The organism is Pseudoxanthomonas sp. UTMC 1351, assembly GCF_040948865.1.
Lineage (GTDB): Bacteria > Pseudomonadota > Gammaproteobacteria > Xanthomonadales > Xanthomonadaceae > Pseudoxanthomonas_A.
In genome coordinates, this window is record NZ_JAVGJT010000007.1 from 42536 (window position 1) to 59425 (window position 16890).

The following is a 16890-nucleotide window of genomic DNA, read 5'->3' on the forward strand; positions in this document are numbered from 1 at the left end:
TTTCTGGCGCAGGGGATGAGAGGATGGCGATCGCTTCTTATCCACCGGAGATGTGGCATGACCTCTCCCACCTATCGTCCGTTGTTCGCCGCCGTTCTTTCGATCACAGCGCTTTCGTTGTCCGCCTGCGCATCCTCGCCAGCCGCGCAGGATTCCGCGTCCGCCGCACCCAACGCATCCGGCGTTTGTCAGGCCGATAAAGTCCAGTGGGCCGTTGGGCAGGAAGGCAATCAGGCGAATATGGGGCGCGTCTGGCGCGAGAGCGGCGCCGGGCTGATTCGTCCCATCGGCCCCAACCAGGCCGTCACCCGGGACTATCGCGAAGACCGGGTCAATGTGGAACTGGACGACAAGAACCTGATCACCAAGGTCAGTTGCGGCTGACACGACGGCGGCGGGCGGGCTAGATAGGATGGGTCGAGCGTAGCGACACCCATCATTGCGATCGATGGGTGTCGCTACGCTCGACCCATCCTACAACCCACCTACGGCGCCTATTTGGACTTGCCGTTGCGTCCCACCCGCCGCTTGGCCTTGGCCAGAAACTTCAACGCCGCCGCTTCCCATTGGCGGTCTCCGCGCGCGCCCTCGGCGGCGCGCAGCAGCTCGTTTCGTCGCCACGCTTCGAACACCAGCGGATCGATATAGGCCTTGCGGCACACCGCGGGCGTATTGCCCAACGCCTGCGCGACAGCCTTGATCACTTCGTTCTGCAACTGCGCCAGCGCCCGTTCGCTGGCGTCGGCCGGTGGCTCGGTCGCGGCCAGGCGCTGGAAGGCCGCCAACGTGCCGCCCCAGGTGCGGAAGTCCTTGGCGGTAAACGCATCACCCATGGCTTCGCGCAGGTATTCGTTGACGTCGCCCGAATCCACCGGCTGCACCTGGCCATCGTCGTCGCGGTATTGGAACAGCGCCTGCCCCGGCAACTGCTGGCATTGACGGATCAGCTTCACCAAACGCCTATCGTTGACCTCCAGGTCATACGGCTGCCCGCCCTTGCCGTTGAACCGCAACCTGACCCGACCACCCCGGGTGAACGCCGCATGCCGGTTACGCAGCGTGGTCAGACCGAAGGAGCGGTTGTCGCGTGCATATTCGGGATTGCCCACGCGCACCAAAGTCTCGGCCATGATCGTCACCACCAGGGCCAGCACCTTGTCTCGCGGGAAGCCGGGTTTGGCCAGATCCCGTCGCAGCCGACGCCGCAGCCGCGGCAGTGCCTTGCCGAAAGCGACGATGCGTTCGAACTTGCCGTCGCCGCGCACCGCGCTCCACTCGGGGTGGTACCGGTACTGCTTGCGAAGACGTGCATCGCGGCCGGTCGCCTGAAGATGCCCGCGCGGATGCGGGCAGATCCATACCTCGGTATAGGCCGGCGGAATGGCCAACGCACGTATTCGCGCCAGCGTCGCCGCATCGCGCACGGCGCTGCCGTCCGCCGCCCGGTAGCTGAAACCTTTGCCGACCCGCCGCCGGCTGATGCCCGGCGCTTGATCGCTGACGTATCTCAGTCCCGCATCCGCCGCCTGCGCTGCAGCGGCATCCTGGACGGGATTTGGTCCGGCATGGGAGTAGACGACGCGCTGGACGGACATGGCCGGATTCTGGCGCGCGGCGGTTAACGACATGCGAATGCGGATTCAGCGATGCTCTGCGCATTCCTTCCTTCGCTTGGAGACCTGCATGACCCGTTTGGTGATCCCTCTGCTGTTGACCCTGTCACTGGCCGCCTGCGCACCTGATCGCGACGAGCAAACCGAGGCCACCGAACGGTCGCAGGCTGCCGCGGTTGCGGCAACGGAGCCAGTTGCCGCCACTGCCAGCACCCCGCCACCGGTCAGCGAAAGCGGTTGCGACGATGTCCAGGCGCAATGGCTGGTCGGCAAACCGGCAACGGAGGCCGACGTCGAACAAGCGCGCACGGATGCCAAAGCCACCTTGGTTCGCCAGCTGAAACCCGGCCAGGCCGTCACCCTGGAGTTCAACGAGAGCCGCCTGAATGTAGAGCTGGATGACAAGGGCGTCGTGACCGCGGTGCGGTGCGGTTGAGATGAATGGTGGCGGGGGCATGGTTGTTCATCTCTCGCCGCGCCCCGCGATAACACCGAGTCGGTAACAATGATGCCGTCGCAACGGCAGCTGATGGCGAATAGCCGCTTAAAGGCGCTCGTCGCGCAGCCCCGCAAACTCGGCAGCATGGAACAAGTCCTTGTAGGAGCGACGTGAGTCGCGATGAGGCTCTACCGGTAAGCCTCATCGCGACTCACGTCGCTCCTAACAGCTTGTCAAGGAACAGATAAACCCTGCCCGACAGCGCCCAATTGAATACCTTTGCTGAAGCAATAAACCTGCCTCAGCGGCGCTTTTCCCCCGCGATACCCACAGCCCGCAAAAGTTGCTTCTGCAACTAAATACGCCCTACCAAGAGCTTGGTTGCGGCACCGCACCATCTGTGCTTTAGTCGGGTTTCCGGAGACATTTCGAAGTGCCGCTGCGGGGCAGGGCACGGTGTCGCCGTCACTGAAAGGTTTAGGCGCAGATGGTCCCCCCTCGCAGTAGCCAAGCCCGTGATCGCCAGGCACTGTACGACCCGAATGACGAACGCGACGCGTGCGGATTCGGCTTGGTCGCGCAGCTGGACGATCAGCCTTCGCGTTCGCTGGTGGACACCGCCATCGCGGCGCTATCACGCATGACCCATCGCGGTGGCGTTGCCGCCGACGGTCTGACCGGCGACGGTTGTGGTCTGCTGATCCGCAAACCCGATGCCTTCCTGCGCGCGCTTGCCGCCGACGCCGGCATCTCTGTTTCATCTCGCTATGCCGCCGGCCTGATCTTCCTGCCGCGCGATGCCGAACTCGCCGCACAATGCCGCCGCATCGTGGAAGAAGAAATCCACAGCGCCGGTGCCACGCCCAAAGGCTGGCGCGTGCCGCCTACCGACGACAGCGTCTGCGGCCAGTTGGCGAAAGACACGTTGCCGCATATCGAACAACTTTTCGTCGACGCCGGTGATGGGCAGGACGACGATACCTTCGCGTTGGCGCTGTTTCTTGCGCGTCGTCGTGCCGAGCAGAAACTGCGTGACGTCACCGCGGATTTCTACGTGGTCACGCTGTCGCCTTACGCCATCGGCTACAAAGGCATGGTGCTGCCGGACAAGCTGGCGGTGTTCTTTCCGGATCTGCAGCGCAGCGACCTGAGCAGCAGCGCGATCGTCTTCCACCAGCGTTTCTCCACCAACACGCTGCCACGTTGGCCGTTGGCGCATCCGTTCCGCCTGTTGGCGCACAACGGCGAGATCAACACGATTGAAGGCAACCGCCGCTGGGCGCAAGCGCGCAGCAAGGTGTGGAAGACACCGCGCTTCGACATCGCCGAATTCGACCCGGTCATCTCCATGCACGGCTCGGATTCGCAGAGCCTGGACAACATGCTGGAACTGCTGATCGCAGGCGGCATGGATCTGCTGCAGGCGTTGCGCATCCTGGTGCCACCGGCTACACAGTCGCTGGAGTTCAAGGACTCGGATCTGGCCGCTTTCTACGAGTTCTACGGCTTGAATACCGAGCCGTGGGATGGTCCGGCTGGCATCGTCGCCTGCGATGGCCGCTACGCCGCCTGCATGCTGGACCGCAACGGCCTGCGCCCCGCACGCTGGATGTTGACCAGCGACCGCCATTTCCTGGTCGCCTCCGAAGCCGGCGTGTGGGAGTTGCCCGCCGAACGCATCACCCGCAAGGGCAAGCTGGGTCCCGGCGAGATGATGGCGATCGATCTGAAGCGCGGCGATCTGCTGGACAGCGACGCTATCGACCGCATCAACCGCGGTCGTGCGCCGTACAAGCAGTGGCTGCATCAAGGCGTGACTTATTTGCAGACGGAGTTGATCGATCCGTCGCTGACCGATGCACCGTTCGACGAAAAGACGCTGCGCGGCTATCACAAGCTGTTCCAGCTCAGCATCGAGGAAGTGGAGGAGGTGCTGCGGCCGCTGGCTGAAACCGAGCAGGAGGCCACCGGCTCAATGGGTGACGACACGCCGATGGCGGTGCTGAGCCGGCAGACGCGTCCGCTGTACGACTATTTCCGCCAGGCGTTCGCGCAGGTCACCAACCCGCCGATCGATCCGCTTCGCGAAGACTGCGTGATGTCGCTGGCGACGCAGCTGGGCAAGGAAACCAACATCTTCCACGCGGGCCCGGAAACGGTGAGCCACGTGATCCTCAATTCGCCGGTGCTGTCGCAGCGCAAGCTGCGGCAGATCGTGAAGATGGCGCCGTACGACGCCAAGCACCGTTATATCGATCTGTCGTACCGCGTAGACGAAGGCCTGAAGGCCGGCATCGAGCGCATCTGCGGCGAAGCCGAAGCAGCCGCGCGCGAAGGCATGGTAATGCTGGTGCTGAGCGACCGCCGCCCGCAGAAGGACATGCCGGTGGTGCACGCGCTGATGGCGACCGGTGCGGTGCATCATCATCTGTCGCGCGTCGGTCTGCGCTGTGACGTCAACCTGATCATCGAAACCGGCACCGCGCGCGACCCGCACCATATCGCCTGCCTATTGGGCTTCGGTGCGACCGCGGTCTATCCGTATCTCGCCTACCAGACGCTGTTCGACCTGGGCCGCCGCGGCATCCTGCATCTGAAGAAAGGCGGCGAACAGGCGCAGATCGGCCGCAGCTACCGCAAGGGCATCTATAAGGGCCTGTCCAAGATCATCTCCAAGATGGGCATCTGCACCATCAGCAGCTATCGCGGCGCGCAGCTGTTCGAGATCGTCGGTCTGGACCCGGAAGTCGTCGACCTGTGCTTCGCCGACACCCCGGCGCGCATCGGTGGCGTGGGTTTCGCTCGTCTTGATACCGAAGCACGGCAGCTGAGCGCGCGTGCCTGGAACGAACTGCAGCCGCCTGAGATCGGCGGCTTACTGAAGTACGTGCATGGCGGCGAGTACCACATGTACAACCCCGACGTGGTGATGACGCTGCAACGCGCCACTCGCACCGGCCAACAGAGCGACTGGCAGCAGTACGCCGACGTGGTGAACTCGCGTCCGCCTTCGGCATTGCGCGACCTGCTGCAGCTAAAGAAAGCCGATACGCCGACACCGCTGGAACAAGTCGCCGATGCTGGCGACATCCTGCGCCGCTTCGATACCGCCGCGATCAGTTTGGGCGCGCTGTCGCCAGAAGCGCACGAAGCACTCGCCATCGCGATGAATCGCCTGGGTGGCCGCAGCAATTCGGGCGAAGGCGGCGAAGATCCCGCACGCTACGGCACCGAAAAACGCAGCAAGATCAAACAGGTGGCCTCCGGCCGCTTCGGTGTCACGCCGGAATACCTGGTCAACGCCGAAGTGCTGCAGATCAAGATCGCGCAGGGCGCCAAGCCCGGCGAAGGCGGCCAGCTGCCCGGCCACAAGGTCAACGAGATGATCGCGCGGCTGCGCTATGCCAAGCCGGGCATCGGTTTGATCTCGCCACCGCCGCACCACGACATCTATTCCATCGAAGACCTCGCGCAGCTGATCTACGACCTTAGGCAGGTCAACCCGAAGGCGCTGGTATCGGTGAAGCTGGTGTCGCATGCCGGCGTGGGCACGATTGCCGCGGGCGTGGTCAAAGCCGGCGCGGATCTGATCACGGTTTCCGGCCATGACGGCGGCACCGGCGCCAGCCCGCTCAGCTCCATCCGCTATGCCGGCGTGCCGTGGGAGTTGGGCATCGCCGAATCGCACCAGGCGCTGGTGAACAACCAGTTGCGTGATCGCGCCGTGTTGCAGACCGACGGCGGCCTGAAGACCGGCCTGGATGTGGTGAAGGCCGCGCTGCTGGGTGCCGACAGTTTCGGTTTCGGCACCGCGCCGATGATCGTGCTGGGCTGCAAGTATCTGCGCATCTGCCACCTCAACAACTGCGCCACCGGTGTGGCGACACAGGACGAGCGGCTGCGCTCCGAGTACTTCACCGGGCTGCCGGAACGGGTCGAAGCCTTCTTCCGTCTGTTGAGCGAGGAAGTCCGGCAGTGGTTGTCGTACCTGGGCGCGAAGTCGCTGGATGAAATCGTCGGCCGCACCGATCTGTTGGAGCAGCTGCAGGTCTCGCCGCGCGAAGGCGTGCACGTGGATCTGTCGCGCTTGTTGAAGGGCGCGCAATACGATGCCGGCCATTGCGCCGCACAGCGCCTGTACGAATCGCCCGACAGCCTGGCGACGCAACTCGACGGCTTGCTGGCCGAGCCCATCGCGAAGAAGACCGGTGGCGACCACCGCTTCCTGATTCACAACACCGACCGCTCCATAGGTGCGCGCCTGTCCGGCGCCATCGCGCGCGCCCATGGCAACCTGGGCATGGCCGACGCGCCGTTGAACCTGCGCTTCCGCGGCACCGCCGGGCAGAGCTTCGGCGCGTTCAACGCCGGTGGCCTGCAGATGGAACTGGAAGGCGAAGCCAACGACTACGTCGGCAAGGGCATGGCGGGCGGCCGCTTGGTCGTGCGGCCGCCGCGCGGTGCGCGTTTCGAAGCGCGCAGCACGCCAATTCTTGGCAACACCTGCCTGTACGGCGCCACCGGCGGCGAGTTGTTCGCGGCCGGCCGCGCTGGCGAACGCTTCGCCGTGCGCAACTCCGGCGCGCTGGCGGTGATCGAAGGCGCTGGCGACCATTGCTGCGAATACATGACCGACGGCATTGTCATGGTGCTGGGCCGCACCGGCCTGAATTTCGGCGCCGGCTTCACAGGCGGACTGGCCTATGTGCTGGACCTGGATCGCGATTTCGTGGACCGCTACAACCACGAACTCATCGACATCCACCGCATTTCGCCGGAAGGTTTCGAAAACTATCGCCAGCACATCCACACATTGATCCAGCGTCACCGCGAGCTCACCGGCAGCATCTGGGCGCAGCAGATCCTGGATGAGTTCCGCGACTACGTCGGCAAGTTCTGGCTGGTCAAACCGAAGGCGGCCAGTATTGAGTCGCTGACGGAAACGTTGAGGCGGGCGGCGTGATGATGCGTCGCAAGCCGCGCTTGTCCCTTCTCCCTCCGGGAGAAGGTGGCGCGCAGCGCCGGATGAGGGAGGGAGACCTCCACGCCAGGAAGCGTTCTTTAGCCGCTGAATTTCCATTCCCTCATCCGCCCTTCGGGCACCTTCTCCCGGGGGGAGAAGGAACTGCAGAACCTTCGCCATGAGCAAGAAGCAAGTCTTTCAATTCCTGGAACTCCCCCGGCAGATGCCGCAACGCATCCCGCTGGAATTGCGCACGTCCGGCGATTGGGGCGAGTTGTACGGCAAGCTCGACAAAGCCGACGCGCAGTACCAGTCTGGCCGTTGCCTGGATTGCGGCAATCCGTATTGCAGCTGGAAGTGCCCGGTGCACAACGCGATTCCGCAATGGCTGCAGCTGGTGCAGGAAAACCGCATCGAAGAAGCCGCGGCGCTGTGCCACACCACCAATCCGCTACCGGAAGTCTGCGGCCGCGTCTGCCCGCAGGACCGCCTTTGCGAAGGTTCCTGCACGCTGGAGGAGTTCGGCGCGGTCACCATTGGCGCGGTGGAGAAGTACATCGTGGACACCGCGCTGGAAAACGGCTGGCGTCCTGATTTGAGCCATGTGCAGCCCACCGGTAAGCGTGTGGCGGTGATCGGCGCCGGGCCGGCTGGCATAGGCTGCGCGGATCGACTGGCGCGTGCCGGCATCCATCCGGTGGTGTTCGACCGCTACGAACAAATTGGCGGTTTGCTGCAGTTCGGCATTCCCAGCTTCAAGCTCGAGAAGAGCATCATCGCGCGCCGCCGCGAGGTACTGGAAGGCATGGGCGTGGAGTTCCGCCTGGGCGTGGAGATCGGCCGGGACGTGACGCTGGCCGAACTGCTGGAAGAATACGACGCCGTGTTCCTGGGTACCGGCGCTTATCGCTACACCGATGGCGGTTTGCCCGGCCAGGATCTGGCCAACGTGCTGCCGGCGCTGCCGTTCCTGGTACAGAACGGACGCATCGTCAGCGGCAACGATCCGTGGGGCCGGCCCATCGCCGGCTGGGAAGACAAGCTGGCGGTGCCGGATCTGCACGGCAAGCGGGTGGTGGTGCTGGGCGGTGGCGATACCGGCATGGATTGCGTGCGCAGTGCGATCCGTTTGGGCGCCGCGAAGGTGATCTGTGCGTACCGCCGCGACGAGGCCAACATGCCGGGCTCGGCGCGCGAAGTCGCCAATGCGCGCGAAGAAGGCGTGCGTTTCCTGTTCAATCGCCAACCACAGGCGATCGAAGGCGATGCCGACGGTAATGTGGTCGGTGTGCAGGTGGTGGAAACCCAGCTGGGCGAACCGGACGAGCGTGGCCGCCAGCAGGCGGTGCCGATTGTCGGCAGCGAATCGCTGCTGGAAGCGGACGTGGTCATCATTGCGTTCGGCTTTTCGCCCACGGTGCCGGAATGGCTGGCCACGCAGGGCGTGGAAGGCAGCCCCAACGGGCGCATCGTGGTCGGCGGCGATGGTCGTCTTCCATTCCAGACCACGCATGCCAAGTTGTTTGCCGGCGGCGATGCCGTGCGCGGCGCCGATCTTGTTGTGACCGCAGTAGCCGAGGGCCGCGACGCGGCCGACAGCATCGCGCTGATGCTGCAAAACTGATCGGACACGCGTGGAATCACGCGTGTCCGATCTTTTGCTAAAACTTGTTCAACGTCTTGCTGCGCTTGCCATCTGGCGCATGCGACAGAGTTTGAGCAGGATCTTGGAGAAATGGAGATTCGAATGCGCCCACGTGTTTCTCACCGCTGCCACTCGATAGTCATCACCGCACTTTGTCTGTTACTGGGCGTCCTGCCCATGCTGGCTGTAGCGCAAGACGCGCGTGGTGTCCGCTATGCCGGCGTCAACCTAGCCGGTGCCGAGTTCAATTCGTCGAAGAAGCCGGGAACGCTGTTCAAGGACTACACCTATCCCAGCGAATCCGATTACACGTACTTCGCCTCCAAGAGCATGAACATCATCCGGCTGCCGTTCCTGTGGGAGCGCTTGCAGCCGCAGGCGAGCGGCGAGTTGGACGCCACGCAGTTGTCGTTGCTGCGTACCGCCGTAGAGCGGGCCAAGGCGAAGAACATGGTGGTGGTGCTGGACGTGCACAACTACGCCAAATACAACGGCGTGCGGATTGGCGGCAGCGAGGTACCGGTCGCGGTTTTTGTCGATCTGTGGCGGCGGCTGTCCAATGAATTCAAGAACGACGACAGCGTGATCTTCGGGTTAATGAATGAGCCCAACGGTATCGGTGCCACCGAGTGGGCCGATGCCGCGCAGGCGGCGCTGAATGCGATCCGCGCCGTTGGCGCCAACAATCTGGTGCTGGTGCCCGGTACCGCCTACAGCGGTGCGCATAGCTGGACTAGCACTTGGTACGGTGGCACGTCCAACGCCGACGCGCTGCTCAAGATCACCGATCCCGCTAACCGCATCGCGTTCGAAGCGCATCAGTACTTGGACGCGGACTTTTCCGGCACCTCGGGCGAATGCGTCAGCGAAGACATCGGCGTACGCAAGTTGAACGTATTCACCACGTGGCTGCGCGAGCATGGCAAGCGTGGGTTCCTTGGCGAGTTCGGCGCCAGCGACAATGCGACCTGCATGGCAGCATTGAAACAGATGCTGGAGCACATGGAAGCCAACGACGACGTCTGGCTGGCCTGGACCTACTGGGCTGCCGGCGCTTGGTGGCCAACGACCTATCCGTTCAATGTGCAACCGGGCAAAGACGGCACCGAAAAGCCGCAGATGTCGGTCCTGACGCCGATGGCGAAGCAGTTCATCGAGTAGTGATTGGCGCGAAATACTGCCCCTGTGGGAGTGGTGCCGGCATGCTGGCACCGGTGAGTCGCGACCGGATGCTAAGAAGAGACTTTGGACACGGATCAACGCGGATGAACACGGACAAAGATACTCAATGCTTTATTCGCTTCTTTCCGTGTTAATCCGTGTCAAGTGCTTTGTTCTTCCGGTCGCGACGTACGTCGCTCCCACAAGGATTTAATCCGTTATCCCAAAGGCCGCGACCCGCTTTAGACTGTCTTCTCCTTCACCCCGAAGACCCCACCCATGCGCCTGGGCCTTGCCGCCAACCGACTGCATCACCGCAACGAAGATGCCGGGCTATTTCGCTGGCTGCGCGCATGCGAATCCGGTATTCGCGAATTGAACCTCGGACTGCATGCGGTAGGCCGTACTTACGATGCCATCGCGGCGGCTCGGATGCTGGCCAACTACCCAGAGCTGTGCCGTTATCCGTATGGCCGCGATGGCGGCCTGATGAAATTGGTGGCGGAAGTGGTGGGGCTGGAAGGCGCCGAGCGCAATTTGCAGGGGGCGATCTACCTGATAAACCCGGTCGATCCTTCGTCGATATTTCCAGAGGCAGCGGCGCTGAAGCGCCAATGCGTTATCCATGGCAAACCTTTCCTGTCCACCGTGGCCTCGGCACGCGACTGGATCGAGATGGAACGCGTGCACGCCGGCCTGGCGCCCGATCCTGGTGCGGATCGCTTCCATGCACTGGAGACGCAGACGCTGGCGTTGATCGCGCATGACGCAATGAAGCCGCAGATGCTGTCGTTCGCGGCGGAACACTTCGATGTGCTTTCCCGTTTTGGGCGACGCGTCGCCACCGGCACCACCGGTCAGCGACTCAACGAACTGGCCTGGAGCCGCGGTTGGCCACAGGGCCGCTCGTGGACCGAGCGCTATCAAAGCGGCCCCATGGGCGGCGATGCGCAGATCGCCGACTGCGTACTGGAGCGCCGCTGTCAGCGTGTGATCTTCTTCGAGGATCCGCACGTGGCGCGCCAGCACGAAGCCGACATCCAACTGCTGGAACGCGCCGTCACCACAGTGACCGATGATGCGGTCTGTACGACGTCGCCTGCCGTGGCCCAGCGGTGGTGTGCGGCAGTGGAGAAACGGCGTGTCCTTGTGGGAGCGACGTGAGTCGCGACCGGATGCTAAAAGAAACCTTGGACACGGATCAACGCGGATGAACACGGATAAGAACATTCAATGCTTTATCCGCTTCTTTCCGTGATGATCCGTGTCCAGCTTTATCAGTTTTCCGGTCGCGACTCACCGGTTTTGGCATGACAGCACCACTCCCACAGGTAAGCGGAACGATTTGCCGCCCATAGTCATAACGACCCAACGCTTCGCTAAAAGGAACCTAGGATGCTGGTTACGCGGATAGCCACGGATGAAAACATTCAATGCCTTATCTGTGTTTATCTGTGTTTATCCGTGTTAATCCGTGTCAACGCTTTACCTGTTTTCACGGTCGCGACTCACGTCGCTCCCACAACAGCTAGTCCATGAAGAACCCCACGCCACGCCACCTGCTGCGTGATCTTTCCCTCTCCGCCATAGCCGCCGGATTCGTCACGGTCTTGGTCGGCTTCGCCAGCTCCGCAGTGATCGTGTTCCAGGCGGCGCAAGCGCTGGGCGCCTCTCCGGCTGAGATCAGTTCGTGGATGTGGGCACTGGGACTGGGCATGGGGCTGACCTGCTTCGCGCTGTCGTGGCGCTACCGCATGCCGGTGGTGACCGCCTGGTCCACGCCAGGCGCAGCCATGCTGATCAGCAGCGCGGCGGGTTTGCCGCTGTCCGATGCCATCGGCGCGTTCGTGCTGTCGGCGGCGCTGATTGCGCTGGTGGGGTTCTCTGGTTTCTTCGAACGCATGCTCAGCCGCATTCCGGTGTCGCTGGCATCGGGCATGCTTGCTGGCGTATTGCTGCGATTCGGCCTGGATGTGTTCGTCGCCATGAAGACACAACCTGCCGTCGCATTGGGCATGTTTGCGGTGTATCTGCTGGCGCGGCGAACGATGCCGCGCTATGCGGTCATCATCACGTTACTGGTTGGCATCGCCCTGGTTGCCGGCTTGGGACTGATGCATACGGACGGATTGCAGCTGCAACTCGCGCGTCCGATCTTCATCATGCCGTCGCTGTCGGTGGCCGCGGTATTCGGCATCGCGTTGCCGCTGTTCGTCGTCACCATGACGTCGCAGAACGTCCCCGGTGTCGCGGTCATCCGTGCCTCCGGCTACGCCATTCCCATCTCGCCCGTCGTGGGCTGGACCGGCATCGCCAACTTGCTGCTGGCGCCGTTCGGTGCGTTCGCGCTGAACCTGGCGGCGATCACCGCGGCGATCTGCATGGGTCGCGAAGCGCATGAGGATCCGAACCGCCGCTATGTCGCGGCGATGGCGGCAGGATTTTTCTATGTGTTGATCGGACTGTTCGGCGCGACCGTTGCAGCCCTGTTCGCAGCGTTTCCCAAGGAACTGGTGATGGCGATCGCCGGCATCGCTTTGCTGGGCACCATCGGCAACAGTCTGGCAGCAGCCCTGCGTGAAGAAGCCGATCGCGAACCAGCATTGGTCGCCTTCCTGGTCACCGCCTCGGGTTTGTCGCTGGCTGGTATCGGTTCCGCATTCTGGGGATTGGTCGCGGGCGTGATCACGATGTTGATGTGGCGAACCGGGCGATAAACAGAACGCCCCTTCTGGCGTGAAGGGGGCGTGGAAGCGCCGTTAGTTCATCGGCGAGTGATGCGGACCTAGGCAGTATCTTGGTACCTCCACTGCAGGAGATTTCCATGCAGACTGTCCGCAATAGGCTATTTGTCGTCACTGGCTTGCTCCTGGCTTCCGCCGCCGCTCTGGCGCAGTCGCAACAACCCGCAGCCGACACCCTCACCGAACCGCAGGTCCGTGCGCTTTTGACGGAGAAGGGCTATACCAACATCGACGATCTGGATTTCGAGGACGGCATGTGGGAAACCGACGCCACCAGCGCGGACGGCAAACGGGTCGACGTGCGTGTCAATCCCGCTACCAGCGATATCAAGGCTGACCGGCTGGTATCGAACCTGACCGAAAACGACGTGAAGGCGAAACTGACCGCTGCTGGCTACTCGCAAATACACGACGTCGATTTTGACGACGGCATGTGGAAAGCAGAAGCCGAGCGCGCGGATGGCGACGATCGGGAAATCCACCTGGATGCTTCGACCGGAAGAATCGTCTACGAGGAGGATGATTGATTCGCGCTGATGATCTTCCGCTTCCTGTAGACAAGAAGGCCGCTATGCGGCCTTCTTTTACTATGTAGAGCGGAGCTTGCTCCGCTGTTTTTGATGTGTCACGAAGAGCAGCCGGCAAGCTCGGCTCTACAAAAGGCAAGGTATAGCTCACGCCTGCACCGGCGCCGGCCTGGCATACCGCCAACCCACCAGCAATCCAATGAACAATAACAGCGACGCCAGCAACCAAGGCGCGCCGGGTATATGTGCGGGCGCGCTCTTGCCGATGAACAACGCGAATGTGCCGGCGAACATCATCGGTCCGGCAATGCCCGCCAAACTGACCAGACTCATCAGCGCGCCCTGGATGCGGCCCTGCACATCGGCGCCGACCTGCTGTGTGATCAGCGACTGTGTCGCGGGTCCCGCCAATCCCCATAACGCACTGATCGGCAGGCCAATCAGGAACATCCAACCCTCGTCCGCCATGCCATAGATGATGAAGCCGACCACGCCGCAAGCCAGGCCGAACAACAGCGTGCGGCGTTCGCCTAATTTCGGCACTATCTTGCCCATCAGGCCGGCTTGGACAATCACGCTGAAGACACCGACGGCGGCCAAGACCATGCCCACCTGATCTTCATCCCAGCGATACTGATATTCGGCGAACAGCACGAAGACGCTGGGATAGACGTAATGCGCCAGATTGGCGATAAGCACCACGGCGGCCAATCCGAACACCTGTGGGTAGCGCTTCAGCAGCACCATCGATCCCACCGGATTGGCATGCGACCAATCGAACCGCGGCGAGCGCTTTTCCTTCGGCAAGGATTCCGGCAGTACGAAGTAGCCATAGAGGAAATTGAGCAGCGCGAGTCCAGCCGCGAACCAGAACGGCGCACGCAGATCGACGTGCTTGCTCAACAACCCGCCCAACAATGGACCAATGATGAAGCCCACACCGAACGCGGCACCGATCATGCCGAACGCCTGCGCGCGCTTTTCCGGCGGGGTGATGTCGGCGATATAGGCATTGGCCGTGGTAAAGCTGGCCGAGAACATGCCGGAGAAGATGCGTGCGATCAGCAGCCATGGCAGTGATTGCGCCAGCGCCATCAGGATGAAGTCGACGCCCAAGCCCAGGCAGGACAGCAGGATCACCGGCCGCCGGCCGAAGCGATCCGACAGCGCACCCTGGATTGGCGTGCAAACGAATTGGATGGCGGCGAACAACATGCCGAACGTGCCCACCCACCACGCCGCCTGCGCGAAATCGCCGCCGGTGAACTCGCGCACCAACCCGGGCAGCACGGGAATGATCACACCGAACGACAGGATATCGATCAGTACGGTGATGAAGATGAAGATGAGCGCCGCGCGGCGTCCGCCGACGGCCTGGGGTTCTGAATTCACGCAGGTGACCGGACGATAAGAGGTGCGGCAGTTTAGGGCCTGTCGCCCGTGCTCGGGTAGGCCACGCGGTTACAGGCCTGAGACGGTGATCGTTTGACCGAGTGTGTGCTGGGCACCGGGTGCCAGCTCGATCACATCGGTGCCGGCATTGGCGACTTCCAGGCAAACGAAACGGCGCCAGCCTTCGGGCGGCATGTCGGTGAATGTGCGGGCGCCTTCCGCGCCGGGGTTCCACACCACCAGCGTGCGGCTGCCCGAAGTCCGCAGCGTGATCCGGCGGCGGGCGGCGGGATCGAGCAGTTCGAAGTGATTGCCGGTATCGGCATAGATGCGGTCGCTACGGCCCGGGTCGCGCGGATCGTGCAGGTTCCATTCTCCCTCTTGCACGTAGTCGCGACTGTCGTATTTGTTGGCGTAAGTCAGGCCATCCAGCCCTATGGCGCGCGCCTGGGCGGCGTCGGCGACGGCAAAGTAGGTGTGCAGCGCCTGGGTAAGGCGCTGCGGTTCTGCGCTGCGATTGTGCGTGGTCAATGATTGTTCCAGCGCGCGGCCGATGCGCACGGTCATGGACAGGTCGAGCGCAGCGCCGGTTTCGTTCGGCAATGCGAACTCCAACATCACGGTGCCGTCTTCGTCGTGCTGCGCATCGGCTAGATTCCACACCGACGTCCGCGCATAACCATGTTGCGGCACATCGTCAGGGCGTCCCTGCCGTGCGAAGTAAGGCCAGCACACCGGGATGCCGCCGCGGATCGCCTGCGGTGGATGACGCGTGTCCGGCGACAGCCACATGACATCGCCAAAACCTTGCGGCACGAACGACAGCACCTGCGCACCGTGCAGGCTGATGGCGGCAGTGGAAAAAGGTGTATCGACGCACACGGCCTCGATGTCCTGAAAGCGGCCGACGCGCAGGCCTGGCAACGAGGGTGTCATGGTTTCGGGTTCTCTTGAGGTAGGACGCTTGGCGGTGTGGGCAGCACCGGCATTACCGGTGGGTCGATGGGCCGGGTAACGGGCGAGGCAGGTGGATCAATCGGCGGGCCTTCGGCCTTCAACGCTTCCAATACCTTTCCGCCGGCGCGCCCATCGGCGGGTAACAGACCCATCCGCAGTTGTTCCGACTGGATCGCGCGCCGTGTCTGAGTGCCGATCAGCCCGTCCGCCGCACCGATGGCGTGGCCGCGCCCCAGCAATAGCAGTTGCAGCTGCTTGCGCTGGGCACGCGACAAACCAGGGTCGTCGGTGGGCCACGCGGTGACAACGCCGCTCCCGCCACGCAGCCGGTCCGACAGCAACGCGATGGCCAGCGCATAGCTTTCCGATGCGTTGTAGGCATAGATCGCATCGTAGTTACGGAACACCAGAAAGGCAGGCCCCGCCACGCCTGTCGGCATCAACAGCGCCGACGGCGTGTTGCTGGCGATGATCGCTGCTGCATTCAGAGGTGCTCCATCCACGCGCGTCACGCCGCGCGCCACCCAGTCCGATAGGGGACGGCGGCGGGTGCGGCCGGCGAGGGATGCATCGAAGCCAGACGGCAGCTTCACCTCATAGCCCCAGGGTTCGCCGGTTTGCCAGCCCGCTTGCTTCAGATAGTTCGCCGTCGATCCCAATGCGTCGGGAATGCTGCCGACCAGATCGCGCCGGCCGTCGCCGTCGAAGTCGACCGCGATGCGTGCGTACGTGCTCGGCATGAACTGGGTGTGGCCGAAAGCGCCCGCCCAGGAACCGGTCAGTCCTTCGGCGCGGATATCTCCGGCTTGCAGCAACTTGAGCGTGGCGATGAATTCGCTGCGGAAGAACGCTTGCCGGCGTCCGAAGCAGGACAACGTCGCCAGCGAACTGAGCAACGGCCGCTTGCCGAAGACGCGACCGTAGTCGCTTTCCACGCCCCACACCGCGACCACCGTTTCCGCGTCCACACCGTAGCGCTCGGCCACCTGCGCCAGCAGCGTCGCATGGGTAGCCAGCATCGCCTGCCCATCCGTCACGCGCTGGTCGTCTACCAGGGCGGCCAGGTAATCCCATAACGGGGTGGTGAATTCCGGTTGCGCATCCAGCAGCTCCAGCACGCTCATGTCCGGCAACAGGCCTTGCGTGTGGATGCGGTAGTTGTCGGCAGATATGCCTTGCGCCGTCGCCTGCGATTGCAGGCCCGCGACGCAGTCGGCGAAGACCATCTCGGCGTGCGCAGGCAGCCAAAGCACGGCCGCCAATGCACCCAATGCGAATCTGGGTTTCATGTCCGGCTTCCTTTGCCGTTGGGGGGACGCTTACTTTGCCTTGCCCACCGCTACTTTGCCATGCGCAACGAAGACCGGTTGGCACTGACGCCCCAATCGTTCGTTCGTCCCCGATGGTTTTTTTTGCTTTTGCTGTTGTAGGAGCGGGGGGGGGGGCCCC

General features: G+C 63.1%; 12 protein-coding genes. 8 read left to right on the forward strand and 4 right to left on the reverse strand.

Going from position 1 to position 16890, the window contains the following annotated elements; all coding sequences use genetic code 11:
• Positions 1–57: 57 nt before the first annotated feature.
• Entirely contained in the window at positions 58–384 is a 327-nt protein-coding gene (locus AB6O04_RS05925) for an I78 family peptidase inhibitor (protein ID WP_368562911.1), read from the forward strand.
• Positions 385–494: 110 nt separating this feature from the next.
• Here the strand turns inward: AB6O04_RS05925 and AB6O04_RS05930 are convergent, their stop codons facing one another.
• Complete coding sequence (locus tag AB6O04_RS05930) at positions 495–1595, reverse strand: DNA topoisomerase IB (RefSeq protein WP_368562912.1); 1101 nt, start codon at positions 1593–1595, stop codon at positions 495–497.
• A gap of 88 nt (positions 1596–1683) precedes the next feature.
• Between AB6O04_RS05930 and AB6O04_RS05935 the strand changes: the two genes are divergently transcribed.
• The 7 genes from AB6O04_RS05935 to AB6O04_RS05965 all read left to right on the forward strand — a co-directional run bounded on the left by AB6O04_RS05935 (position 1684) and on the right by AB6O04_RS05965 (position 13092).
• Positions 1684–2049, forward strand: a complete 366-nt coding sequence (locus AB6O04_RS05935) for an I78 family peptidase inhibitor (protein ID WP_368562913.1) — start codon at positions 1684–1686, stop codon at positions 2047–2049.
• Positions 2050–2539: 490 nt separating this feature from the next.
• The gene (gene gltB, locus AB6O04_RS05940; protein WP_368562914.1) at positions 2540–7015 is read left to right on the forward strand and encodes a glutamate synthase large subunit; all 4476 of its coding nucleotides are present in this window, start codon (positions 2540–2542) and stop codon (positions 7013–7015) included.
• Positions 7016–7193: 178 nt separating this feature from the next.
• Entirely contained in the window at positions 7194–8639 is a 1446-nt protein-coding gene (locus tag AB6O04_RS05945; RefSeq protein ID WP_368562915.1) for an FAD-dependent oxidoreductase, read from the forward strand.
• A 198-nt stretch (positions 8640–8837) separates the two neighbouring features.
• The gene (locus tag AB6O04_RS05950) at positions 8838–9821 is read left to right on the forward strand and encodes a glycoside hydrolase family 5 protein (protein ID WP_368562922.1); all 984 of its coding nucleotides are present in this window, start codon (positions 8838–8840) and stop codon (positions 9819–9821) included.
• A 279-nt stretch (positions 9822–10100) separates the two neighbouring features.
• Positions 10101–10985, forward strand: a complete 885-nt coding sequence (locus AB6O04_RS05955) for a methylglyoxal synthase (protein WP_368562916.1) — start codon at positions 10101–10103, stop codon at positions 10983–10985.
• Positions 10986–11356: 371 nt separating this feature from the next.
• Positions 11357–12538 (forward strand): benzoate/H(+) symporter BenE family transporter, encoded by a 1182-nt coding sequence (locus tag AB6O04_RS05960; RefSeq protein WP_368562917.1) that lies wholly within the window; start codon positions 11357–11359, stop codon positions 12536–12538.
• A 107-nt stretch (positions 12539–12645) separates the two neighbouring features.
• A complete protein-coding gene (locus tag AB6O04_RS05965) occupies positions 12646–13092 on the forward strand; it encodes a PepSY domain-containing protein (RefSeq protein WP_368562918.1) in 447 nt (148 codons plus the stop codon).
• 147 nt (positions 13093–13239) lie between these two features.
• Here the strand turns inward: AB6O04_RS05965 and AB6O04_RS05970 are convergent, their stop codons facing one another.
• The 3 genes from AB6O04_RS05970 to AB6O04_RS05980 form a co-directional block, all read right to left on the reverse strand.
• Positions 13240–14484: a TCR/Tet family MFS transporter gene (locus AB6O04_RS05970; protein WP_368562919.1), complete on the reverse strand. Its 1245-nt coding sequence runs from the start codon at positions 14482–14484 to the stop codon at positions 13240–13242.
• A 69-nt stretch (positions 14485–14553) separates the two neighbouring features.
• The gene (locus AB6O04_RS05975) at positions 14554–15420 is read right to left on the reverse strand and encodes a D-hexose-6-phosphate mutarotase (RefSeq protein ID WP_368562920.1); all 867 of its coding nucleotides are present in this window, start codon (positions 15418–15420) and stop codon (positions 14554–14556) included.
• Entirely contained in the window at positions 15417–16730 is a 1314-nt protein-coding gene (locus AB6O04_RS05980; RefSeq protein ID WP_368562921.1) for a lytic murein transglycosylase, read from the reverse strand. Before AB6O04_RS05980 ends, AB6O04_RS05975 begins: the two co-directional genes overlap by 4 nt.
• Positions 16731–16890 lie beyond the last annotated feature (160 nt).

Excerpts from the sequence above, each read along its gene's own strand:
- AB6O04_RS05925 (WP_368562911.1), top strand. The coding sequence starts at position 58 with ATGACCTCTCCCACCTATCGTCCGTTGTTCGCCGCCGTTCTTTCGATC.
- AB6O04_RS05930 (WP_368562912.1), bottom strand. The coding sequence starts at position 1,595 with ATGTCCGTCCAGCGCGTCGTCTACTCCCATGCCGGACCAAATCCCGTC.
- AB6O04_RS05935 (WP_368562913.1), top strand. The coding sequence starts at position 1,684 with ATGACCCGTTTGGTGATCCCTCTGCTGTTGACCCTGTCACTGGCCGCC.
- gltB (WP_368562914.1), top strand. The coding sequence starts at position 2,540 with ATGGTCCCCCCTCGCAGTAGCCAAGCCCGTGATCGCCAGGCACTGTAC.
- AB6O04_RS05945 (WP_368562915.1), top strand. The coding sequence starts at position 7,194 with ATGAGCAAGAAGCAAGTCTTTCAATTCCTGGAACTCCCCCGGCAGATG.
- AB6O04_RS05950 (WP_368562922.1), top strand. The coding sequence starts at position 8,838 with ATGCTGGCTGTAGCGCAAGACGCGCGTGGTGTCCGCTATGCCGGCGTC.
- AB6O04_RS05955 (WP_368562916.1), top strand. The coding sequence starts at position 10,101 with ATGCGCCTGGGCCTTGCCGCCAACCGACTGCATCACCGCAACGAAGAT.
- AB6O04_RS05960 (WP_368562917.1), top strand. The coding sequence starts at position 11,357 with ATGAAGAACCCCACGCCACGCCACCTGCTGCGTGATCTTTCCCTCTCC.
- AB6O04_RS05965 (WP_368562918.1), top strand. The coding sequence starts at position 12,646 with ATGCAGACTGTCCGCAATAGGCTATTTGTCGTCACTGGCTTGCTCCTG.
- AB6O04_RS05975 (WP_368562920.1), bottom strand. The coding sequence starts at position 15,420 with ATGACACCCTCGTTGCCAGGCCTGCGCGTCGGCCGCTTTCAGGACATC.
- AB6O04_RS05980 (WP_368562921.1), bottom strand. The coding sequence starts at position 16,730 with ATGAAACCCAGATTCGCATTGGGTGCATTGGCGGCCGTGCTTTGGCTG.